We start from the raw sequence: 19,366 nt of genomic DNA, 5'->3' as shown, positions 1-19,366 counted from the left end.
TACTATAAGTATAAAGAAAAAAGCGTAGAAAATACTACGCTTTATGATACTTTTGCTGATTTATTTTTAAGAAACTTTGGTTGCTTACGAAGCAAAAACTTTGTTTTTGCCACCGAAAATATCAATAATGCAACCCAAATAAAGAAAAATGCTGTCATATGAGCCGATGTAAAATGCTCATGGAACACAAAAACCCCTAAAATAAGATTAATAGTCGGAGAAATATATTGTAAAAATCCAATCATATATAGCGGAATAAGTTGTGCTCCTTTTGCAAAATAAAAAAGTGGTAATGCAGTAACAGTCCCTGCTCCCATTAAAATTAGCGTTGAAGTAAACGAAATAGAGCCAAACGAACCAAAACCATGCTCACCAATCATAACTAAATAAATGAATGCAAGAGGCGTCACAATCATTGTTTCCATCGTAAGTCCTATCATTGCATCATAATTCAGCAATTTCTTGGTTAACCCATATAACCCAAATGTAAATGCCAGTGAAAGAGCAATCCATGGAATTGAACCGTATCGAAACGCTAAAATAATAACACCTATTCCTGCTAAACCAACTGCAACATATTGCCAAAAGTTAAGTTTTTCTTTCAAAACAACTGTACCAAGTAAAATACTTACAAGAGGATTAATATAATAACCAAGACTCGCTTCAATGATATGATTCTGATTCACAGCCCATATGTACACAAACCAATTCCCACTAATTAAAACGGAAGCGATCGTTAATGAAATTAATAATTTAGGTCGTTTAAAAAGACTCACAAGTTCACTCTGAAATTGCCCCAATCGTCTCGATACTCCCAAAATTAGTAACATAAAAACAAATGCCCAAACAATACGATGTGCTAATATCTCTTCTGCAGGAACTTCCCCCACCCATTTCCAGTAAATCGGAAGAACTCCCCACATCATATAAGCACCAGCTGCGTATAAAACCCCTTGCTTTTGCAGTGCTTTTTGACTCTCCATCTTCCCTTTTCTCCTCTTCTCTTTTTCCCTTCATTATAAGGTGTATCTTTAAACCTTTACAAATATTCTCTCCCTATCTTTTTCGACAATGAAATTCCTTTTTCAAAAAACTTACTTATTTTTAATATGACATACTTCAGAACCTAGCAGAAAACAGCTAAATTCCTTTTAGACTCCTCATAGAAACCTAATTTGTTGCACGAACTCTAACTAACCAAGTAAACCTAAATTACCCATAAAACATATGAAGTTATAGCAACAAGAAGCGGTATACCAATTTTAAATTTATTTTTATGAGTTTTATGGTGAAAAACATACATTCCAATCCACGTTCCGATTGCTCCTCCTGCTGCAGACATTAAAAACAATGTACTCTCAGGGGTACGCCATTGTTTTTTCACTGCTTTACGTTTATCAAGTCCCATCATCGAAAAAGCAACGACACTAATACACAATATATACATACATTTTACGAACATTATTAATTCTCACATCACTTTCTTTTTTTAATTTAATTTTTTCTACAATAATGGGGTTTTTATTTATATACAAATAAAAATCGCTGTAGACAGTAAAGAATTACTTGTAAACAAGCTATCTTTTCAGCCTACAGCTGTTATTTCAATTATTTATCCGCTATTCGCAAGCAGTAAAGCTAAATTGATGAGGGCTAACACCCCACCTTAGGGGATGGTTATTACACTTTATGCGCCATTTCTTTTTCTTACATTACTATGCTTTTTAGCATACACAAAATAAACCAAAATACCTATCATAACCCAAACCATAAAACTGATTAAAGTTACTTTAGAAAGATTTAAAGCTAAATACATACAACTTATTATTGACATTATCGGTAAAAAAGGAACCAACGGTGCACGAAATGGTCTTTCAATATTTGGGTTTGTTTTACGCAGTACAATTACCGCAATACATACAAATATAAAAGCTGTTATCGTTCCCACATTCACTAAATTCGCCAATAAATTCAAATCTACAAGCCCCGCTAAAAGTGCTGCGAGCATTCCTGTAATCCACGTATTAAGGAATGGTGTTTGAAAACGTTTATGTACACTTGAAAGCTTCTTTGGAAGTAATCCATCTCGACTCATTGAGTAAGATACCCGTACAAAAGCAAACATGGCTACCAAAAGAACTGTAGTTAAACCAGCAATGGCTCCTACTGATAACAAACCTGCAATTTTATCCTCTCCTACAACACGCAATGCATATGCAACTGGATCAGCTACATTCAATTCAGTAAATGGTACCATTCCTGTTAAAATAAATGAAACACCAATATAAAGAATTGTACAAATACATAACGATACAAGAAGACCAATTGGAACATTGCGTTGTGGGCGTTTCACTTCTTCAGCTGCTGTAGCAACTGCATCAAAACCTAAAAAGGCAAAAAATACAGTAGCCGCTCCTCCAATAACACCGTGAAATCCAAACGGAAGAAATGGTTGCCAATTCTCTGGTTTCACATATTGTCCACCTACAATAATAAATCCTAAAATAACAGCAAGTTTAATAATAACCATTATATTGTTAATACGCGCACTTTCTTTCGCACCACGACTTAATAAAAATGTAACAACTAAAACAATAAAAACTGCAGGTAAATCAATGATTCCACCTTTCCCCATGCCCGGTGCCGAGGCAAAAAGAGTAGGAATTTTAATATGAAATCCTAGAAGTAATGATTGAAAATAAGCGGACCACCCAGCTGCTACCGCAGAGGTCGCTAATAAATACTCTAACATGACACACCAACCAACTATAAAAGCAAAAATTTCTCCTAATGTAATATATGTATAAGAATATACACTACCGGATACTGGAACAGTAGAAGCAAATTCAGCATAACAAAATGCCACACATGCACAAACAATTGCAGCCAATACAAAAGATAGAACAATTGCCGGGCCAGCATGTTTCGCTGCCACAATACCTGTTAATACAAAAATACCAGTTCCAATAATTGCCCCGATTCCTAAAAGAGTTAAATCAAATGCTCCTAACGTTTGGTTCAATACCCTTTTCTTTTCTTCATTCATTTCCTTTTTAATTAGTAGACTCATTAATAGAAACCTCGTTTTCAATATAATCCCTTACTAAGTACAACTTCTTCTTTTCCTTTTTAAAGTTTTTATAATTATTATTTTTCAATAGCTATAATTTTTACTTATTTCTAAACTTTGCATTTCGAAAAAACAGAATTTTTCGAAATGCACATTTGAAATTATCTATACGATATTCTTTCAAATGATGCATCACTAAGAAACAGAATTGAATTTATCATATAATTAATTCAATTGTCAATAATAAGATCAATCACTCTAGAATGGATAATTATGTAATAAAGAGTGTTGTTTTACAAATCCAAATTATTAAATTTCAATTATTACCAGGAATATCCCTTGATTCATTTTTCTAATATTAATGTTTTATTCATTATCCCCTACAAGACACATGTACGCTCAACTATTTCATAATTGAAATTATTTTTGTGAAATAAAAACCATAGTCACTTGATTGTATCTTAACTCTATTATTTGCATGATATAAATTTCATATCATAAATTTACTTTTTATTATTAATTCAAAAAATTTTTTTTTGGTTGCTATATAAATTTCATATGAGTATAATAAAAAACGTTGTGAATATAACAATTTTAAAATTCAGAATTTTCTATGTGGCATTATGGTATTTTAAAGAATTATTTCAATGGAGGTTTTAAGTTGGCAAATAAAGTACCCTTTTCTCGTATCCTTGTAATCGGCCTTATGTTATTTGCACTGTTTTTTGGTGCTGGAAATTTAATTTTCCCAGCTATGTTAGGACAAGCAGCTGGGCATAATGTGTGGATTGCTACTGCTGGATTTTTAATTACAGGAGTAGGTCTTCCTTTACTAGGCGTTCTAGCATTTGGCATTTCTGATAGTGATGATTTACAAACATTAGCGAATCGTGTTCATCCTTGGTTCAGTGCTGTGTACACATTTATTCTTTATTTAGCAATTGGTCCGTTATTTGCACTCCCTAGAGCTGGAAGTGTTTCTTTTGAAATAGGTGTAAAACCATTTTTATCTGACGGAACAGAAACGGTTGCATTACTTATTTTCACAATCATTTTCTTTAGTATTACATGTTGGTTCTCATTTAATCCAACGAAAATTGTAGATGTTGTTGGGAAACTTTTAACACCTATCAAACTTACATTCATCGGGATTTTAGTAGTTGCAGCGTTTGTCCAACCAATCGGCCCTATTCAGGCACCTACAAAAGAATTCGTGAACAATTCTTTTTTTAAAGGTTTCCAAGAAGGCTACTTAACAATGGATACACTTGCATCTTTTGTATTCGGTATTATTATTATCAATGCTATAAAAGAGAAGGGTACTTATGATAAAAAAGAAATAGTGAGCGTTTGTGCAAAGGCTGCTGGTATTGCAGCAATTGTATTAACAATTGTCTATACTTCCCTTTCTTATATGGGAGCCGCTAGCGTATCTAAACTAGGGCACTTAACAAATGGAGGAGAAGTATTAGCTAAAGTAGCTAATTATTATTTTAGTTCTTTAGGAAACTTATTGTTAGGCTTAATGATTACTGTTGCATGTTTAACAACAAGCGTTGGACTTGTAACAGCATGCTCTTCATACTTCCATAAAGTATTCCCGAAAATATCTTATAAAACATTTGCTGTTATGCTTTCTATTTTTAGCGCATTGATTGCAAATCTTGGTTTGACAGAATTAATTGCGGTTTCTGTTCCAGTACTTACAGCGATATATCCACTAGCAATTATGCTAATTGTTTTAACATTTCTACACCCTATATTTAAAGGTAGAACAGAGGTATATCAATGGAGCTTACTCCTAACTTTTGTCGTTAGTTTGTTTGATGGACTAAATGCAGCAAATATACCTATTCAAGCAATCAATGTTACTTTTTCTAAAATTCTTCCTTTATACGATGCAGGTTTAGGCTGGATCTGTCCTGCATTTATTGGAGGGTGTATTGGTTACTTTATTTTTGTATTCCGAATGAAATTCATTACTGGTACTCCGAAAACGAATCATTAAAAACCATGCAGATAAAAATCTGCATGGTTTTTTCTTAATCTTCCATTTCTATTTCATTTCTCTTTTCCACATGCTCATTACGTAATTCTTCTTCCTGCATTTCCACAGAAATCATCGCATGATAAATCTCCGGATATAATCCAAATATTTGATACACACTTCCTAAAAATGGCACCTGGAACCCCTCTTTTCATAAATAGTATTTCCATACTTAAGGGTTCCCTATCTTTCCCCTACACATTCGTTTTTGTATCTTGTTCTTCATCTTGAACATGTAATAAGTGCTGCCATTTTTTATAAGGCGCACTATTTGGATCAACATACCCTTTCGCATACGAACGGTCCCATAGTTGTTTTACAAACATTTCTTTCTCTTTCTTTGCAACCATATCTGCACCTGTTCCATAATAATTTTGGAAATACAACTCGATTTCATCAAGAAGTAATCGCAATAATTCATCTGATGTTTCTTCTAACGTTGGATCGTATTTTGCCTCCCGGTCGTACATTAAAATAATGTCTAAAATATTATGAACGTGCTCTTTTCTAAGCCATCTTACATCTTGAGCCCCTAATACAAAGGCCTGTGTATACAAATGTCCACCTTGAAGCATTGCTTTTTCCTGTTCTTCTTCAAAACGGGACAGAATATTTTCATAAATAAACGGATTATGAAGCAATGCCCGATGTAACTTATAACTTTCACTTGAAATATTTTTCCCCATGGACTGAATTAAAAAGCTGCGTCCTACACCGTTATATTGATAGACAAACTGACCATCGACAGCGACAAGACTAATCCACCGGTACATATATGCATAAAGAAGAGCACGATTACATTTATCATAATCTAACTTCGTCTGGGTTGCATTTAAGTCCGGCATAAAAGCTGGTAAGTGCCAATATTTATCTAAATGCGGTGTCAAATTCGATTTTTTGATATTTAATTTATTTACACGGCGATAATAAGACTGAAAATAATCTCCTTTATCATTCATAAAACCATTTGCAAGATGTCCAGATGAAAGCTTAGGAAAATCTTGTAATGATAATCCATAATGAGCTCGGTAACAAATTACTTCAAATGGTGAAAATGCTTCATTCACTGTATCTTTTTCTTGAAACATTTCTTGCAATAGTTCTTCCTGTAGTTCCTGTTTTAGTGATGGATGTATACCCCAATATTGTAACTCTCGATGATGGGCTACCTTCGGGATAAATGGGCTTGCTAGATGGAAGAGATCTTCAATTTTTTCTCTCACATATTCATTACGATCACGCTTTTTAAAATCAGCTTCTTTTCGCAATGCTTCAATAATATTGAGTTCTAATTTGTCACGATATCGGACTTGGAGCTCGTTATAACAATATGTTAAAATATGCTCTCGATAAAAATCCTCTACTTTCTTCGATTGACTTTCCTCTGCTTGTGCATCGCGGCAATATTCCGCATACAAGCTCATATACATCTCTGCTGATATATCCTTTGGAAGCACACCTAAGTTTAAATGTTGCTGCATATCTTTCCATATTTTTTCTTGTAGTTTTTCATCTGCTAACACATATACATTCGTCGGATTTGTTTTCCCTTCAAATTCTTTGCTGCGTTTTTGAATTTCAAACAGCAAATTTTCACGTGTTTCTTGTAAATTATCAAAGAATCTTTCCCAATGTTGGATCATTTTATTTACTGCCTGATATAGCGATTGATAAACGAGTTCCAGTAACATTTCTTTACGATATTCATTCAACTTATGCACATATTGCGTGACTATATCTTCAAATTCTTTTCGGAACGTACGCTGTTGATTATAGAACATTTTTCCAAACCAGCCTTGTTGTTGCGCCAGCTCAACACGTCGCACTGCTGTAACTGTACCATCAATATTGCTTACATTAAATTTCTTATCATAGTTTTGAATTAAATTACGCTTCTGTTCATTATTCTCATGTAAACGATTCATTTTCTCTACTAATTGTTTCCGAATTTCATATAGCATAAAACGAGCAGCCACTGGATGAACAGCTTCTGTTTTCTTTAAAAACCATGTATTTAGTTGGTATGACTGTCCCTCTGATCCACTCGGTGTATATCGATCTGATTCTATCATGTCATATAAAAGTGTCGTCACGTGCTCATGCACACGGCTTGGTATCGCATAGGCATACAACCTAACAGCATGATCAACTCTCGCCACTTCACCCTTCATTTGCTCCATCATTTTAAGCTTTGCGGCAGATATTTTACACTCATGCTGCAACCTATTTAATTCTTCATCTTTTTGTACAGTACGCTGTACATAACTTTCAACCGCTTCTAAAAATAACTTGGATTTCGCAACGCCTACCTTACCACCTTCTGCACCTTCGCGTGTTTCATTGTACATTTGTCTATAGAAAATATGTGCTTGCTCTGGGCGAGTGGCAAGATGCTCTAAATCTTCTAAATAACTCTTTCCCCGCTCTGGCTTCTCACGCTGCATACCACGACGAACATCTTGTTCATACCGCTGTTTTTTCTCTTGAAACAATTGATCTAAATGTAGCCAGGATTCATCTAATCCTTGCACAGCCCATTTCAAGGCACAGTATTTTAGCACATGCTCATATGGATAAATAAGCTTTGCAGTTCCAGCACCACAATAACGTGCTTTTCCATTCGATTCTGCCAATTGCTGAATCTGATTATCTTCTTGTGCAAAATGACTTGTGGACATCGGACTAAATAGCTGTAAATAAATCGTGTTTGTCATTTGTTCCATGTAATCTGACAGATTGTGTAAATGATGACCGTGTAAATTTTCATAATCATATAAGAAACAATAATTATATGGTAAATGATGCTCTTTAATTGTATGATTCGTTCTTCCGTCTTCATCCACTTGATCTGGACGATACTCTAGTTCAATTGTTACACCGCCCCGCTTTGATAATTCACCCGTTGAGCCAAGTGTAATCGCATGAAGTTCTTTTAATGACGCATAACCATTTGCCTGAACAGTTTCAAATTCTTTCGCACTAATGGTACGTGTCTTAACAAGTGCATCCGGCATTAAAAACGCACCGCGTATTAAAATGTTATGATGCTGCAGTTTTTTCCGAAGCATTTCACGTAGGTACAACGCAATTTGTAAGAACATACCCGAACCGGTACCACCAGCTAACGATGTAACGATAATAACTCGAACACCATACTCTGTTTGATCACTTGTGACAGGAAAAATCTTTTCTATTTCTTGCCAAAAAGCAGTCAATTTATCTTCTTTCATCGCTGCCCGAAGAGCTAAGCGTGAAATCACACGCAGTTGACCAGCTCCTTCAGTTAACGGCTTATCTAGAATAGTGGGGTCCATTGGAAACCATTCCGGAATCGTTGGATCCCCTGCAATATATTCTCGCGGCGTTTTACTAGAGCTCGTTTGTGTCTTGAACTTACGAATATGCTCAAATTTACTTAATGTATTCACATCTGTATCAAAGACATGCATCGCTACCTTTTTACGTCGTTCCTCTGGCAATTTCTCATATATTTGGTGTGTAACGGTACTCCCGATTCCACCTAAGCCAATTAAAATTGTTGGAACTTGTAATGTCATGTGAACCACCTTCCTATTTGAACTTCCTATTATTCACATTCATATCGATAAATTTCTTTTCCATACCCACGATCAATTAGTAAAATCTCGTTCGGATATAATGTCTTATGCTCATTTCCGACCTCTTCCTCTGTTATAAACATACCGTCAATAATCATACCAATCACTTGTGATTCCTTTGCTACAAATATAGACTTCGAACCTTTTTTTGCTATAAAAGTTACTGATTGTACCGTCTTTCGTTCTGCTCGAAATGGAATACCAAAATAATGTTTCCACCACTTGTTTCTTAATAATTCTGGTTCAGATTGATAGAGCCAATCTTTTGCTACTTCTTGATCCCATTCGTAATATAACATTGCTTTACGATGAAACCTTGGCCGGACAATCCACCCTAAAATAAGAATCGCAACAAGCAAAAGCAGTAACGCAACCGGGATTACAAATTGAAAAATTAGCGCATACCGTTCCCAAAATGGTGCATTTTGAATATGAAACGAAATCGTTTTCTTCACTTCTTGTAACTTTGAATCGTTTATAGTGATGGTAGCTTCTATGGTGCCGGTATCTGTAAAATTGAATGTATCGGAGTAGTAAGGACGAGGATACACATAAATTTGATTGTCATGTTGCCGCAATTCGTAGTTAATCGATTGATGCGATGTGACATCAGTAGATTGCAGTAGCTTTTTTACCTCCACTTCTGTCATTGGTTCACCATTCAGTAATGGCTGCAGGACAAATGGTTTACTCTTGTCTAAATTCGTCACCTTTTCTTCATAATCTTTCGTAATGACTTGCAAAGATAATTTTGCCTTTGGTATCGGATCAATTCGAAATTCTCTCGTTTGCCTGTAAAACCCTTTTATATTCATATGAACTTTCCCACGTACAAATTGGTTTTTAATTTGTAATTCATAGTAAAACACATGTGCTTTATCATCCCATTTCATCGGATACAGCTTTCCATCTAGTTCTACTTCTGCTTGGAAATAAGAAGATTGTATTGGTAAATCCGTCGGTTTCGCTTCAATCACTGCTTTCGTTCCCTCATACATTTTCTCAACGTTTTTTTTCGCTTTATCCTCTTTATCATAAGTAGAAACGGTATAGTCAAGCGCTGGTTCAACAAGTACTTTCAATCCTTCTTTCACAATACCACTATCAATTTCTAACGTGTATGTCCCTGATTTAATTATTTCATGATTCGTAGCGCCGATATGGGTAATACCACCATATAATTTTGATTCTCCTGGTGCGTGAATTGAAAAGGAAGATTGTACTGCTAACGGTTTAGAAAATCGTTCTATCCGATATTGCGATGCAGTAGAAGATTGTTGTACCAGTGTCATTCGTTTTAATGGGAACGGTGTAGTAATCTCTAATTTGTTACCCGATATAGTCGTTTTCACGACAGATTCAACAGAAGAAAATGGATCTCGATTCGCAACCAAGGCTGCAGCTTGATTTACACTTTGAATAACTCCATCTTCTCCACTCGTTGGCATGACGATACCATTTATCTCTTGCTTCCAAATTTCTTTAAACGTATTCATCTGTTGTTGCTCTTGCTGTCCTAAGTTTTCTTCCATTGTTATTAAAACCGGATGCAATGATATTTTTTTCGCTTCCATTTCTTTTTTAAACTGTTCCAGTTTCTGCGTGATTTGTTCTTTACCACCATTCTTTTCTTTTTCTAATTCGTTAAATGCCCCGTCAGTTAATACAATAAGCCAAAATTCACGTTTTCCATTTATGTCTGCTTCCTTTTTAATAGATTGCATCGCGGTCTCTACTGCGTTAAACGGCGTATTTAAATAATTCTTCCACGCTCCAATTTGATCAATTTCTATTTGTCTTTTCTCATTTGTTAGCGTGACATTTAACGCTTCAGTAGGACGGCTCATTGGAACATATGAAAATCTATCTCTTTCATCTAATAATGCAACTAAACTTTGCAAAGCATAGTTGGCATATTTCCAGCGATCGTTATTTCTCATGCTGCCAGAATCATCATATACAAGTGAAACGACCCTTTCTTTTGCCTCCTCTCCTTTTGCAAAAGTTGAAAAAGGATTCAAACACAATAATAGAAAAAAGATGAATGTGGCACAAATTCGAATCTTCATGATGAGGCTTCGCCACCTTTGTAGACAAATTCCTATGTTTAAATTTATGAAAAGAAACAAGATATATGACTTGTATTTTGGGATATGTAGATTATTACAATGTCATTATGTAAACTAAACTACTGGAATGATAACCTCCTTTTCAGTAACGATCTTGTTTTGAAAGAGAATTAATCAAAACAGACTCTTCATACAAAAAATCCCTATAAAAAAGTTTGATTTTCTCTTCTATTAAAAATAACTTTCCACCTTTAAATACGGTGTTTTTTTAAATATTCCCTACTTCCACTTGTCATTTTTGCTATGCATAAAGCTTTCTAAATAGCCTCTTCTATCACTTCTACAGTCATCGTAAACAGATATGAAACTTCCTTACCATCTTCACGTAAAAAAGAATATTGTAAAGTTTCTGTAGCAATGGTATGAGGAATACGATGCGCTGTTGAAAAAGCAACCACAATATCCCCTCTCCTTAAAGTGTGAATTTCCTTACATTTTTCCATACAAATAAAAACACGCCTATAACAGCGTGTTTTATTGTTTCACATATACTTCAACAATAGGATTGTCTTTACGATCCGCATGCAGACGAATATTCTCTTCACTTGTATGATAAATACTCGCTAATAACATAACAGTTAATAAATTAGGAATTTTTCCATCACTCCCAAATTTTCGTTCAAGTTCTTCTTTATATTCAAAATCCAAATCTCCTTGTATATATGTATACACTTCAAACCCATCCTTTAAATCACAAACAACCTGGTCAATGATATCTGCTCCTACTTGTTTTTCCATTTCACTACGAAGGGCATTCGTAAATTCATTCCAAGGAACTTCATATGTTTGGAATTGATCTTTAGATTCCATATTTCCCACTCCTTTTTCATACACTTTCACCATATATTCCCCCTTTCTCGTAACAATTATGAAACTTAGGTCAATCGTACAAGCCGCACTTGTCCCGATAACATATCGTATTACTGTATATGGAAGGAGGCAAGAACATGCATTGTCAAAAATGTTACAATACTTGTCATCGTTATTTTGGTAAAGTTGTACGTATTGAAGATGTAGATGGTTATGTTCATATCGGTAAGATTGTTGATGTGACAAATGATTCTGTTTGGATTGAACCCTATAGATCCTCTTTTGATACAGGATTTGGTTACAATGATGCATATGCAGGTGGTGGCTGTGATTTTTGTGGTGGTTTAGGTCAATGTAACCATTGCGGCTTTGGTTTTGATGGAGGCTTTGGTTTTGATGGAGGCTTTGGTTTTGATGGAGGCTGTGGAGGAGGATTTTGCGGAAGTGGTGCCGTTGAATTAGCTTTCGGATTTATTTTTGGTATTGCTTTAGCTGCATTATTTTTCATCTAATATACAAAGAAGCCGACTATATTTTTTAGTCAACTCCTTTTCAAAAATAATGAAATACAGTTATCATATCATACGCGAATAAAGTGAAACTTTAATCACCCATCCTCAATCGGGCCTTTACGGGTAGGTTATCTCTCACCTAACTTCTGTTCTTTTGCTAAATTTTGAGGTGAGAATATTACTGCCCACAAATAGTAGGATAAATGAAGCAGATTTTTTAATCTGCTTTTTATTTTTCACAAATAAATACACGATGCCCTAAAATATGTTGATACATTTGCAATACTTGCTCGTGCTGCACCCATGCATCGTACAATTCAGCCGGAATAAAATTTGACAGGTTCCATTCTGGCTGTTCCATTTGTCCTGCAATCGTTTCGGCAATCGTTCCTCCACCTACAATCGTTATCCTTTTGAAGTTTGTCGTTTGAAATAAATCAATCCATTCCTTTTCTGTGTGTAACTCCTTTATTCCGTAAAATTGCAGTATTTTCTCCTCTTCTTCTTTTGTTAAGTGCTTCTCAATTATCATTTCAATGACAACAAGTTTCCCGTTCTTTTGCAAGACACGATAACATTCAGGAATCACCTGTTCTTTGTTTGTAAAAGCAAGTACAGATTCACCTAATACAAGATCAAACTTCTCATTTAAAAACGGCAACTGTTCAGCAGTTCCTTTAATCAGTTCAATCGATAATTGTTCTTGTGTCCATCTATTTTTTGCTTTTCGAATCATAATTTCATTATTTTCAACTGCTGTGACGTTATAACCATATTGTTTTTTCATATAAGCTGCTGTACGCCCTGTTCCGCATCCTATTTCAAGCACATTTGCTTCACGGTATAATGGCAACTGTGCCAATAACTGTTTCGTTAATGTAAAACCACCAGGATGTGCGCTTCCAATTCCGTAATAAGCTAAAAAGTCAATGTATACATTCCGTTTCATAAGATTCTCCTTCTTTTTTCTAGAATACCTATATGCATAAACGTAATGTACTGTGCAAAAATAACGTACTATTTTCTCAAAGTAGCTCCCACATTACTCATAAAAAAGCATTTCCAAGGTAAAGTAATTACCATTGGAAATGCTTTTTTAATTACTTGCTATCTTTCTCTGTTACATATGCCCACTTAAAGCTATACTCTGGGCTGATATTGTGTTTTACAATTCCTTTTACATTTGGTTGTAATACATAAGATCTACCTGATTGGAATAACGGTACTAGCGCTACATCTTCTTCAAGCAATAGTTTTTCAGCCTTCCCTAATTCTTCCCAGCGTTTCTTCGCATCTGCCATTAATTCTTTCTTCCCTTTATTAATCATTTCATCATATTTTGGATTTGAATAACTCATTTGGTTTTGAGAATTTGTTGATTCAAACATGTCTAAATATGTCATTGGATCTGCATAGTCTGGGTTCCAACCACCATATGAGAAATCATAATCTTGCTCAGATTCTAATTTTAATTTTTGTTTAAATGGCTGCATTTTAATGTTAACTGTTACACCTTTTAAATTTTTCTCAATTTGATCTTTTACATACTCACCAACTTTTTTTGCATTACTCGTATCATAGTTTAAGAATTCAAGTGTCACTTGATCTTTACCAAGCTCTTTCTTCGCTGCTTCCCAAGCCGCCGCTGCTTTTTTAGAATCTTGTTTTAAACCGTTTTTAAACGTTTCTTGAAAATCTTTACCGTCCGGTCCATTCGCTAATCCTTTTGGAACTAAGAAATCGGCAGGTTTGGAACCATCATTTAAAATTACATTTGCTAAATCCTTTTTGTTAATTGACAACGCAATTGCTTCACGTAATTTTTGGCTCTTTAGTGGTGTATCTTGACCAGCACGTTTTTGATTCAAGCGTAAGTAGAATGTACTTGGTTCCAGATATGTTCCAAATTCATCTTTCTTCGATTTATATTTATCAACAAACTCCCCAGTTAATAAAGAAAAGTCAATTTGACCACTATCATATAGATTCACACGAGTAGCTGCGTCTTTTACAACACTATAGTTAATTTCTTCTAGTTTCACATTCTTTTTATCCCAATAATTATCGTTTTTCTTTAACTTCCAACCATCTTCATGCTTCCAGTCAGTTAGAACAAACGGCCCATTGTAAACTACCGTATCAGATTCTAAACCGTATTTATCTCCTTTTTCTTTTACGAACTTTTCATTTAGTGGGTAATACGATACAAATGCCGTTAAGTTCAAGAAATATGGAACTGCGCTTTCCAGCTCAACTTCAAGTGTATAATCATCTACTGCTTTTGCACCTAAAGTAGATACTTCTGCTTTTCCTTTGTTAATTGCTTCTGCATTTTTAATATAATAAGCAATAAATGCGTATTCAGCAGCTGTCTTTGGATCTACTAACCGTTGCCATGCAAATACGAAATCTTTTGCTGTTACAGGATCTCCATTAGACCATTTTGCATCTTTACGAAGTTTAAATGTATACTTTTTTCCATCCTCACTTTTCGTACTTGATTCTGCCACAGCTGGGATTGGCTTATTATCTTTATCAAGGCGATATAACCCTTCCATTGTATTCCCTAAAATTTGTGACCCAAGAGTATCTGTATTTTTAGAAGTATCCATCGTTGGAATTTCGTTTGTTTCTGTACGATTTAGTACTTGTTTTGCTGCATATTTAATATCCGATTTCTTCTCTTCACCACTATTAGACGTTGTATTTGTCTTCTTATCCCCACCTGACCCCGAGCATGCCGATAACGCCATACTTACTGCTAAAACCGGTGCCACAACCGCTGTTAGTTTCTTGATCTTTTTCATTTGTGTACCCTCCCTAAATTATATGTACGATGATACATTTGAGAGATTTTCTAATACTTATGATATTATCAGAAAATTCTTATTAATTAATATTCTACTATTTTTTTCAAGTTTGTAAAGTTATTTTTCAAAATTCTGAAAATAGTTTTTCTATAATAATGATTCGCTTTTTAATAGCACAATTACAAGATTCTCCCCATCTACTATATGAGCACTAAAGCTTTCTTATTCATCTCTATTTTTTCGAATTATATATAACCTCCTTTCTCTCTATAAAGTGAAACTTTAATCAGTGTGGGTTTTCTTCATCCCCCACCTTCACTAACTTTTGTGGTAGGAGTCTTATTGCCTTTTAATCCCTCACTGCCATTCTTAATCAATATGAGATGAGATTATATTATCTTAAAAATTCATAAATACTACTTTTATTGTAGTATTTATGAATTTTTATCCTTTTAGCAATAAAACAAATTATAAACAAGATTCTTTCCATGAAAAAGCACCTCCAAAAGTAGTTGACCTACTTCCGGAGGCTCTTTTCTAATTTCATATTATTTTCCGCCTTTTTCCTCTACATACGCCCACTTAAAGCTGTATTCTGGACTAATATTATGTTTTACAATTCCTTTTACATTTGGTTTCATTACATATGCTCTACCTGTTTGATATAGTGGCACCATTGCTACATCTTCTTCAAGCAATAATTTTTCTGCTTTTCCTAACTCTTCCCAACGTTTCTTCGGATCAGACATTAATTCATTTCCTGCTTTTTTAACCATTTCATCATATTTTGGATTTGAGTAGCTCATTTGGTTATAAGGGCTCTTTGTTTCAAACATATCGATAAATGTCATTGGATCTGCATAGTCTGGGCTCCAACCTGCGTAAGAGATTTCATAGTCTTGCGCTGTCTCTAGTTTTAACTTTTGTTTAAACGGCTGGATTTTCGTATTAATTGTTACACCTTTTAAATTTTTCTCAATTTGGTCTTTTACATAATCAGCAACCTTTTTCGCTGTTCCATCATCATAACTTAACAATTCAATTGCCACTTGGTCTTTACCAAGTTCTTTTTTCGCTTCTTCCCATGCTGCAGCTGCTTTTTTCGTATCTTGCTTTAAACCATTTTTAAATGTTTCTGTGAAATCTTTACCGTCTGAACCAGTTGCTAGTCCTTTTGGTACTAATTGATCCGTTGCTTTAGAACCGTTGTTTAAGATAACATTTGCTAAACCTTTTTTATCAATTGACAATGCAATTGCTTCACGTAACTTTTTATTTTTCAGCGGCGTATCTTGGCCACCACGTTTTTCATTCAAACGTAAGAAGAAAGTGCTTGATTCTGCATACTCACCATATTCATCTTTCTTCGGTTTATATTTATCAACAAACTCTCCTGATAATAATGTAAAGTCAATTGCGTCAGTATCATATAAGTTCACTTTTGTAGCTACGTCTTTTACAACACTATAGTTAATTTCCTCTAGTTTCACACTCTTTTTATCCCAATAATTATCGTTTTTCTTCAACTTCCAACCTTGCTCATGCTTCCACTCAGACATTACAAATGGTCCATTATATAAAACTGTATCCGCCTCTAAACCGAATTTATTCCCTTTTTCTTTTACAAACTTTTCATTTAATGGATAGTATGATGGGAATGCCGTTAAATTTAAGAAATACGGAACAGGCTTTTCTAATTCCACTTCAAGGGTATAATCATCAACCGCTTTAGCACCTAATGTAGATATGTCTGCTTCTCCTTTATTAATTGCTTCTGCATTTTTAATATAGTAAGCAATAAACGCATATTCAGAAGCTGTGTTTTTATCAAGTAAGCGCTGCCATGCAAACACGAAATCTTTCGCTGTTACTGGATCACCATTTGACCATTTTGCATCTTTACGAAGCTTAAATGTATATTTTTTACCATCCTCACTTTTCGTGCTAGATTCAGCTGCAGCTGGGATTGGTTTATTATCTTTATCAAGGCGATATAGCCCTTCCATCGTATTCCCTAAAATTTGCGACCCAAGAGTATCTGTATTTTTAGAAGTATCCATTGTTGGAATTTCCTGATTTTCTGTACGATTTAATACTTGTTTTGCTGCATATTTAATATCAGATTTTTTCTCTTCACCACTATTAGACGTTGTACTTGTCTTCTTATCCCCACCTGATCCCGAGCATGCCGATAATGCCATACTCATTGCTAAAACTGGTGCTACAACCGCTGTTAACTTCTTAATCTTTTTCATTTGTGTACCCTCCCTAAATTATATGTACGATGATAACCTTGTTAGATTTCTGATATATTTGTATTATCAGAAAATTCTTATTAGTTAATATTCTACTATTTTTTTATGTTTTGTAAAGTTATTTTTTTTAATCTCGAAAATATTTTCTACTATAATGATAGTATATTTTAGTCACACTACTTTACAAAATCTCTCCATTCACTATATGACAGCAATACCCTTCTTATCATTCATTTAAATGAATATAAAATTATTCATATATAAATTTTATATCAAACACCACTTCTAATATCTAAAGTCTCTTTAAACAAGATTCATTACATAGAAAAAAGCACCTCCAAAAGTAGACAACCTACCTTTAGAAATGCTTTTCTATCTTTCTATTACTTACTATTTTCTTCTGTTACGTAAGCCCACTTGAAGCTGTATTCTGGACTGATGTTATGTTTTACAACACCTTTTACGTTTGGTTTCATTACATACGATTTAGCACTTTGGTATAACGGTACAAGCGCTACATCTTCTTCAAGCAACAGTTTTTCTGCCTTTCCTAACTCTTCCCAACGTTTCTTCGCATCTGCCATTAACTCTGTTTTTCCTTTTTTGATGATTTCATCATATTTTGGATTTGAGTAGCTCATTTGGTTTTGAGAATTTGTTGATTCGAACATATCTAAATATGTCATTGGATCCGCATAGTCTGGGTTCCAGCCACCATATGAGAAATCATAATCTTGTTCAGATTCTAATTTCAGCTTTTGTTTGAACGGCTGCATTTTAATATTAACTGTTACACCTTTTAAGTTTTTCTCAATTTGGTCTTTTACATATTCTCCAACTTTTTTCGCATTACTTGTATCATAGTTCAAGAACTCAAGTGTCACTTGATCTTTACCAAGCTCTTTTTTCGCTTCTTCCCAAGCTGCCGCTGCTTTTTTAGTGTCATTTTTCAGGCCAGTTTTAAACGTCTCTTGGAAATCTTTACCGTCTGGTCCATTCGCTAATCCTTTTGGCACTAAGTAATCAGCAGGTTTAGAACCATCATTTAAGATTACATTCGTTAAATCTTTTTTATTAATTGACAACGCAATTGCTTCACGTAATTTTTTGCTCTTTAGTGGTGTATCTTGGCCAGCACGTTTTTGATTTAAACGTAAGTAGAACGTACTTGGTTCTGAATATACTCCATATTCTTCTTTTTTATTTCTATATTTGTCAACAAACTCTCCAGCTAATAAAGTAAAGTCAATTTGGCCACTATCATATAAATTTACACGAGTTGCCATATCCTTTACAACACTATAGTTAACTTCGTCTAACTTCACATTCTTTTTATCCCAATAACTATCATTTTTCTTCAGCTTCCAGCCTTCCTCATGCTTCCAATCTGTAAGAACAAACGGTCCATTGTAAACAACTGTATCAGATTCTAAACCGAATTTATCTCCTTTTTCTTTTACGAACTTTTCATTTAATGGATAGTACGATGGGAATGCTGTTAAGTTTAAGAAATACGGAACTGCGTTTTCTAGTTCAACTTCAAGTGTATAATCATCTACCGCTTTTGCACCTAGCGTAGATACTTCCGCTTTCCCCTTATTAATCGCTTCTGCATTTTTAATATAGTATGCAATAAACGAATACTCAGCAGCTGTCTTTGGATCTAACAAACGTTGCCATGCAAACACGAAATCTTTCGCTGTTACTGGGTCACCGTTTGACCACTTTGCGTCTTTACGAAGTTTAAATGTATATTTTTTGCCATCCTCACTTTTCGTACTTGATTCAGCTGCAGCTGGGATTGGCTTATTATCTTTATCAAGGCGATATAACCCTTCCATTGTATTCCCTAAAATTTGTGATCCAAGAGTATCTGTTGATTTCGAAGTATCCATTGTTGGAATTTCGTTTGTTTCTGTACGATTCAGCACTTGCTTTGCCGCTAATTTAGCATCCGATTTGCTATCACTTCCGCTTGAATTCGTACTTGTTTTTTTGTCTCCACCTGTAGAACATGCTGTTAATGCCATACTCATTGCTAAAACTGGTGCTACGACTGCTGTTAATTTCTTCATCTTTTTCTTTTTCATTTTTTGTACCCTCCCTAATTTCCTGT

The 19,366-nt window shown here is 34.6% G+C and carries 14 protein-coding genes; 2 read left to right on the top strand and 12 right to left on the bottom strand.

Going from position 1 to position 19,366, the window contains the following annotated elements; translation table 11 throughout:
- Positions 1-41 precede the first annotated feature (41 nt).
- From rarD to MHH71_RS26335, 3 genes are all read right to left on the bottom strand, one after another.
- The gene (gene rarD / locus MHH71_RS26345) at positions 42-983 is read right to left on the bottom strand and encodes an EamA family transporter RarD (RefSeq protein ID WP_006095526.1); all 942 of its coding nucleotides are present in this window, start codon (positions 981-983) and stop codon (positions 42-44) included.
- A 224-nt stretch (positions 984-1,207) separates the two neighbouring features.
- On the bottom strand, positions 1,208-1,462 hold the full coding sequence (locus MHH71_RS26340) for a DUF1294 domain-containing protein (protein ID WP_033799019.1): 255 nt from the start codon (positions 1,460-1,462) through the stop codon (positions 1,208-1,210).
- Between the two features lie 225 nt (positions 1,463-1,687).
- Positions 1,688-3,070, bottom strand: coding sequence for an APC family permease (locus MHH71_RS26335; protein ID WP_006095525.1), 1,383 nt, complete (start codon positions 3,068-3,070; stop codon positions 1,688-1,690).
- 661 nt (positions 3,071-3,731) lie between these two features.
- On the opposite strand from MHH71_RS26335, the gene brnQ reads away from it, so the two are divergent.
- Complete coding sequence (brnQ, locus tag MHH71_RS26330; RefSeq protein WP_006095524.1) at positions 3,732-5,078, top strand: branched-chain amino acid transport system II carrier protein; 1,347 nt, start codon at positions 3,732-3,734, stop codon at positions 5,076-5,078.
- A gap of 34 nt (positions 5,079-5,112) precedes the next feature.
- On the opposite strand, the gene MHH71_RS26325 is transcribed toward brnQ, so the two are convergent.
- The 5 genes from MHH71_RS26325 to MHH71_RS26305 form a co-directional block, all read right to left on the bottom strand.
- A complete protein-coding gene (locus tag MHH71_RS26325; RefSeq protein ID WP_003199007.1) occupies positions 5,113-5,253 on the bottom strand; it encodes a hypothetical protein in 141 nt (46 codons plus the stop codon).
- A gap of 58 nt (positions 5,254-5,311) precedes the next feature.
- Positions 5,312-8,674 carry a tubulin-like doman-containing protein gene (locus MHH71_RS26320; RefSeq protein ID WP_006095523.1) on the bottom strand — a complete coding sequence of 1,121 codons (3,363 nt, stop codon included), beginning with the start codon at positions 8,672-8,674 and terminating at the stop codon, positions 5,312-5,314.
- A 29-nt stretch (positions 8,675-8,703) separates the two neighbouring features.
- On the bottom strand, positions 8,704-10,803 hold the full coding sequence (locus MHH71_RS26315; RefSeq protein WP_033799018.1) for a vWA domain-containing protein: 2,100 nt from the start codon (positions 10,801-10,803) through the stop codon (positions 8,704-8,706).
- Positions 10,804-11,120: 317 nt separating this feature from the next.
- Positions 11,121-11,306, bottom strand: coding sequence for a P1 family peptidase (locus tag MHH71_RS26310; protein ID WP_123767148.1), 186 nt, complete (start codon positions 11,304-11,306; stop codon positions 11,121-11,123).
- 31 nt (positions 11,307-11,337) lie between these two features.
- Entirely contained in the window at positions 11,338-11,673 is a 336-nt protein-coding gene (locus MHH71_RS26305; protein ID WP_029427152.1) for a hypothetical protein, read from the bottom strand.
- 137 nt (positions 11,674-11,810) lie between these two features.
- Here MHH71_RS26305 and MHH71_RS26300 point away from each other — a divergent pair, with 137 nt between their 5' ends.
- Complete coding sequence (locus MHH71_RS26300) at positions 11,811-12,185, top strand: hypothetical protein (protein WP_006095519.1); 375 nt, start codon at positions 11,811-11,813, stop codon at positions 12,183-12,185.
- A 229-nt stretch (positions 12,186-12,414) separates the two neighbouring features.
- On the opposite strand, the gene MHH71_RS26295 is transcribed toward MHH71_RS26300, so the two are convergent.
- From MHH71_RS26295 to MHH71_RS26280, 4 genes are all read right to left on the bottom strand, one after another.
- Positions 12,415-13,134 carry a class I SAM-dependent methyltransferase gene (locus tag MHH71_RS26295; RefSeq protein ID WP_006095518.1) on the bottom strand — a complete coding sequence of 240 codons (720 nt, stop codon included), beginning with the start codon at positions 13,132-13,134 and terminating at the stop codon, positions 12,415-12,417.
- A 151-nt stretch (positions 13,135-13,285) separates the two neighbouring features.
- Complete coding sequence (locus MHH71_RS26290; protein ID WP_006095583.1) at positions 13,286-14,992, bottom strand: peptide ABC transporter substrate-binding protein; 1,707 nt, start codon at positions 14,990-14,992, stop codon at positions 13,286-13,288.
- A gap of 551 nt (positions 14,993-15,543) precedes the next feature.
- Complete coding sequence (locus MHH71_RS26285) at positions 15,544-17,250, bottom strand: peptide ABC transporter substrate-binding protein (RefSeq protein ID WP_006095582.1); 1,707 nt, start codon at positions 17,248-17,250, stop codon at positions 15,544-15,546.
- Between the two features lie 383 nt (positions 17,251-17,633).
- Positions 17,634-19,340, bottom strand: a complete 1,707-nt coding sequence (locus tag MHH71_RS26280) for a peptide ABC transporter substrate-binding protein (protein ID WP_006095581.1) — start codon at positions 19,338-19,340, stop codon at positions 17,634-17,636.
- Positions 19,341-19,366: the final 26 nt, after the last annotated feature.

The sequence above is a fragment of the Bacillus sp. FSL H8-0534 genome (genome assembly GCF_038005885.1).
In the GTDB taxonomy this organism is placed as follows: Bacteria; Bacillota; Bacilli; order Bacillales; family Bacillaceae_G; genus Bacillus_A; species Bacillus_A pseudomycoides.
Note: the sequence above shows the minus strand (reverse complement) of the source record. Positions and strands in the feature narration are given on the sequence as shown.

Bases quoted from the DNA above. Each gene is read 5' to 3' on its own strand.
- rarD (WP_006095526.1), bottom strand. From the start codon at position 983: ATGGAGAGTCAAAAAGCACTGCAAAAGCAAGGGGTTTTATACGCAGCT.
- MHH71_RS26340 (WP_033799019.1), bottom strand. From the start codon at position 1,462: ATGTTCGTAAAATGTATGTATATATTGTGTATTAGTGTCGTTGCTTTT.
- MHH71_RS26335 (WP_006095525.1), bottom strand. From the start codon at position 3,070: ATGAGTCTACTAATTAAAAAGGAAATGAATGAAGAAAAGAAAAGGGTA.
- MHH71_RS26320 (WP_006095523.1), bottom strand. From the start codon at position 8,674: ATGACATTACAAGTTCCAACAATTTTAATTGGCTTAGGTGGAATCGGG.
- MHH71_RS26315 (WP_033799018.1), bottom strand. From the start codon at position 10,803: ATGAAGATTCGAATTTGTGCCACATTCATCTTTTTTCTATTATTGTGT.
- MHH71_RS26310 (WP_123767148.1), bottom strand. From the start codon at position 11,306: ATGGAAAAATGTAAGGAAATTCACACTTTAAGGAGAGGGGATATTGTG.
- MHH71_RS26305 (WP_029427152.1), bottom strand. From the start codon at position 11,673: ATGGAATCTAAAGATCAATTCCAAACATATGAAGTTCCTTGGAATGAA.
- MHH71_RS26300 (WP_006095519.1), top strand. From the start codon at position 11,811: ATGCATTGTCAAAAATGTTACAATACTTGTCATCGTTATTTTGGTAAA.
- MHH71_RS26295 (WP_006095518.1), bottom strand. From the start codon at position 13,134: ATGAAACGGAATGTATACATTGACTTTTTAGCTTATTACGGAATTGGA.
- MHH71_RS26290 (WP_006095583.1), bottom strand. From the start codon at position 14,992: ATGAAAAAGATCAAGAAACTAACAGCGGTTGTGGCACCGGTTTTAGCA.
- MHH71_RS26285 (WP_006095582.1), bottom strand. From the start codon at position 17,250: ATGAAAAAGATTAAGAAGTTAACAGCGGTTGTAGCACCAGTTTTAGCA.
- MHH71_RS26280 (WP_006095581.1), bottom strand. From the start codon at position 19,340: ATGAAAAAGAAAAAGATGAAGAAATTAACAGCAGTCGTAGCACCAGTT.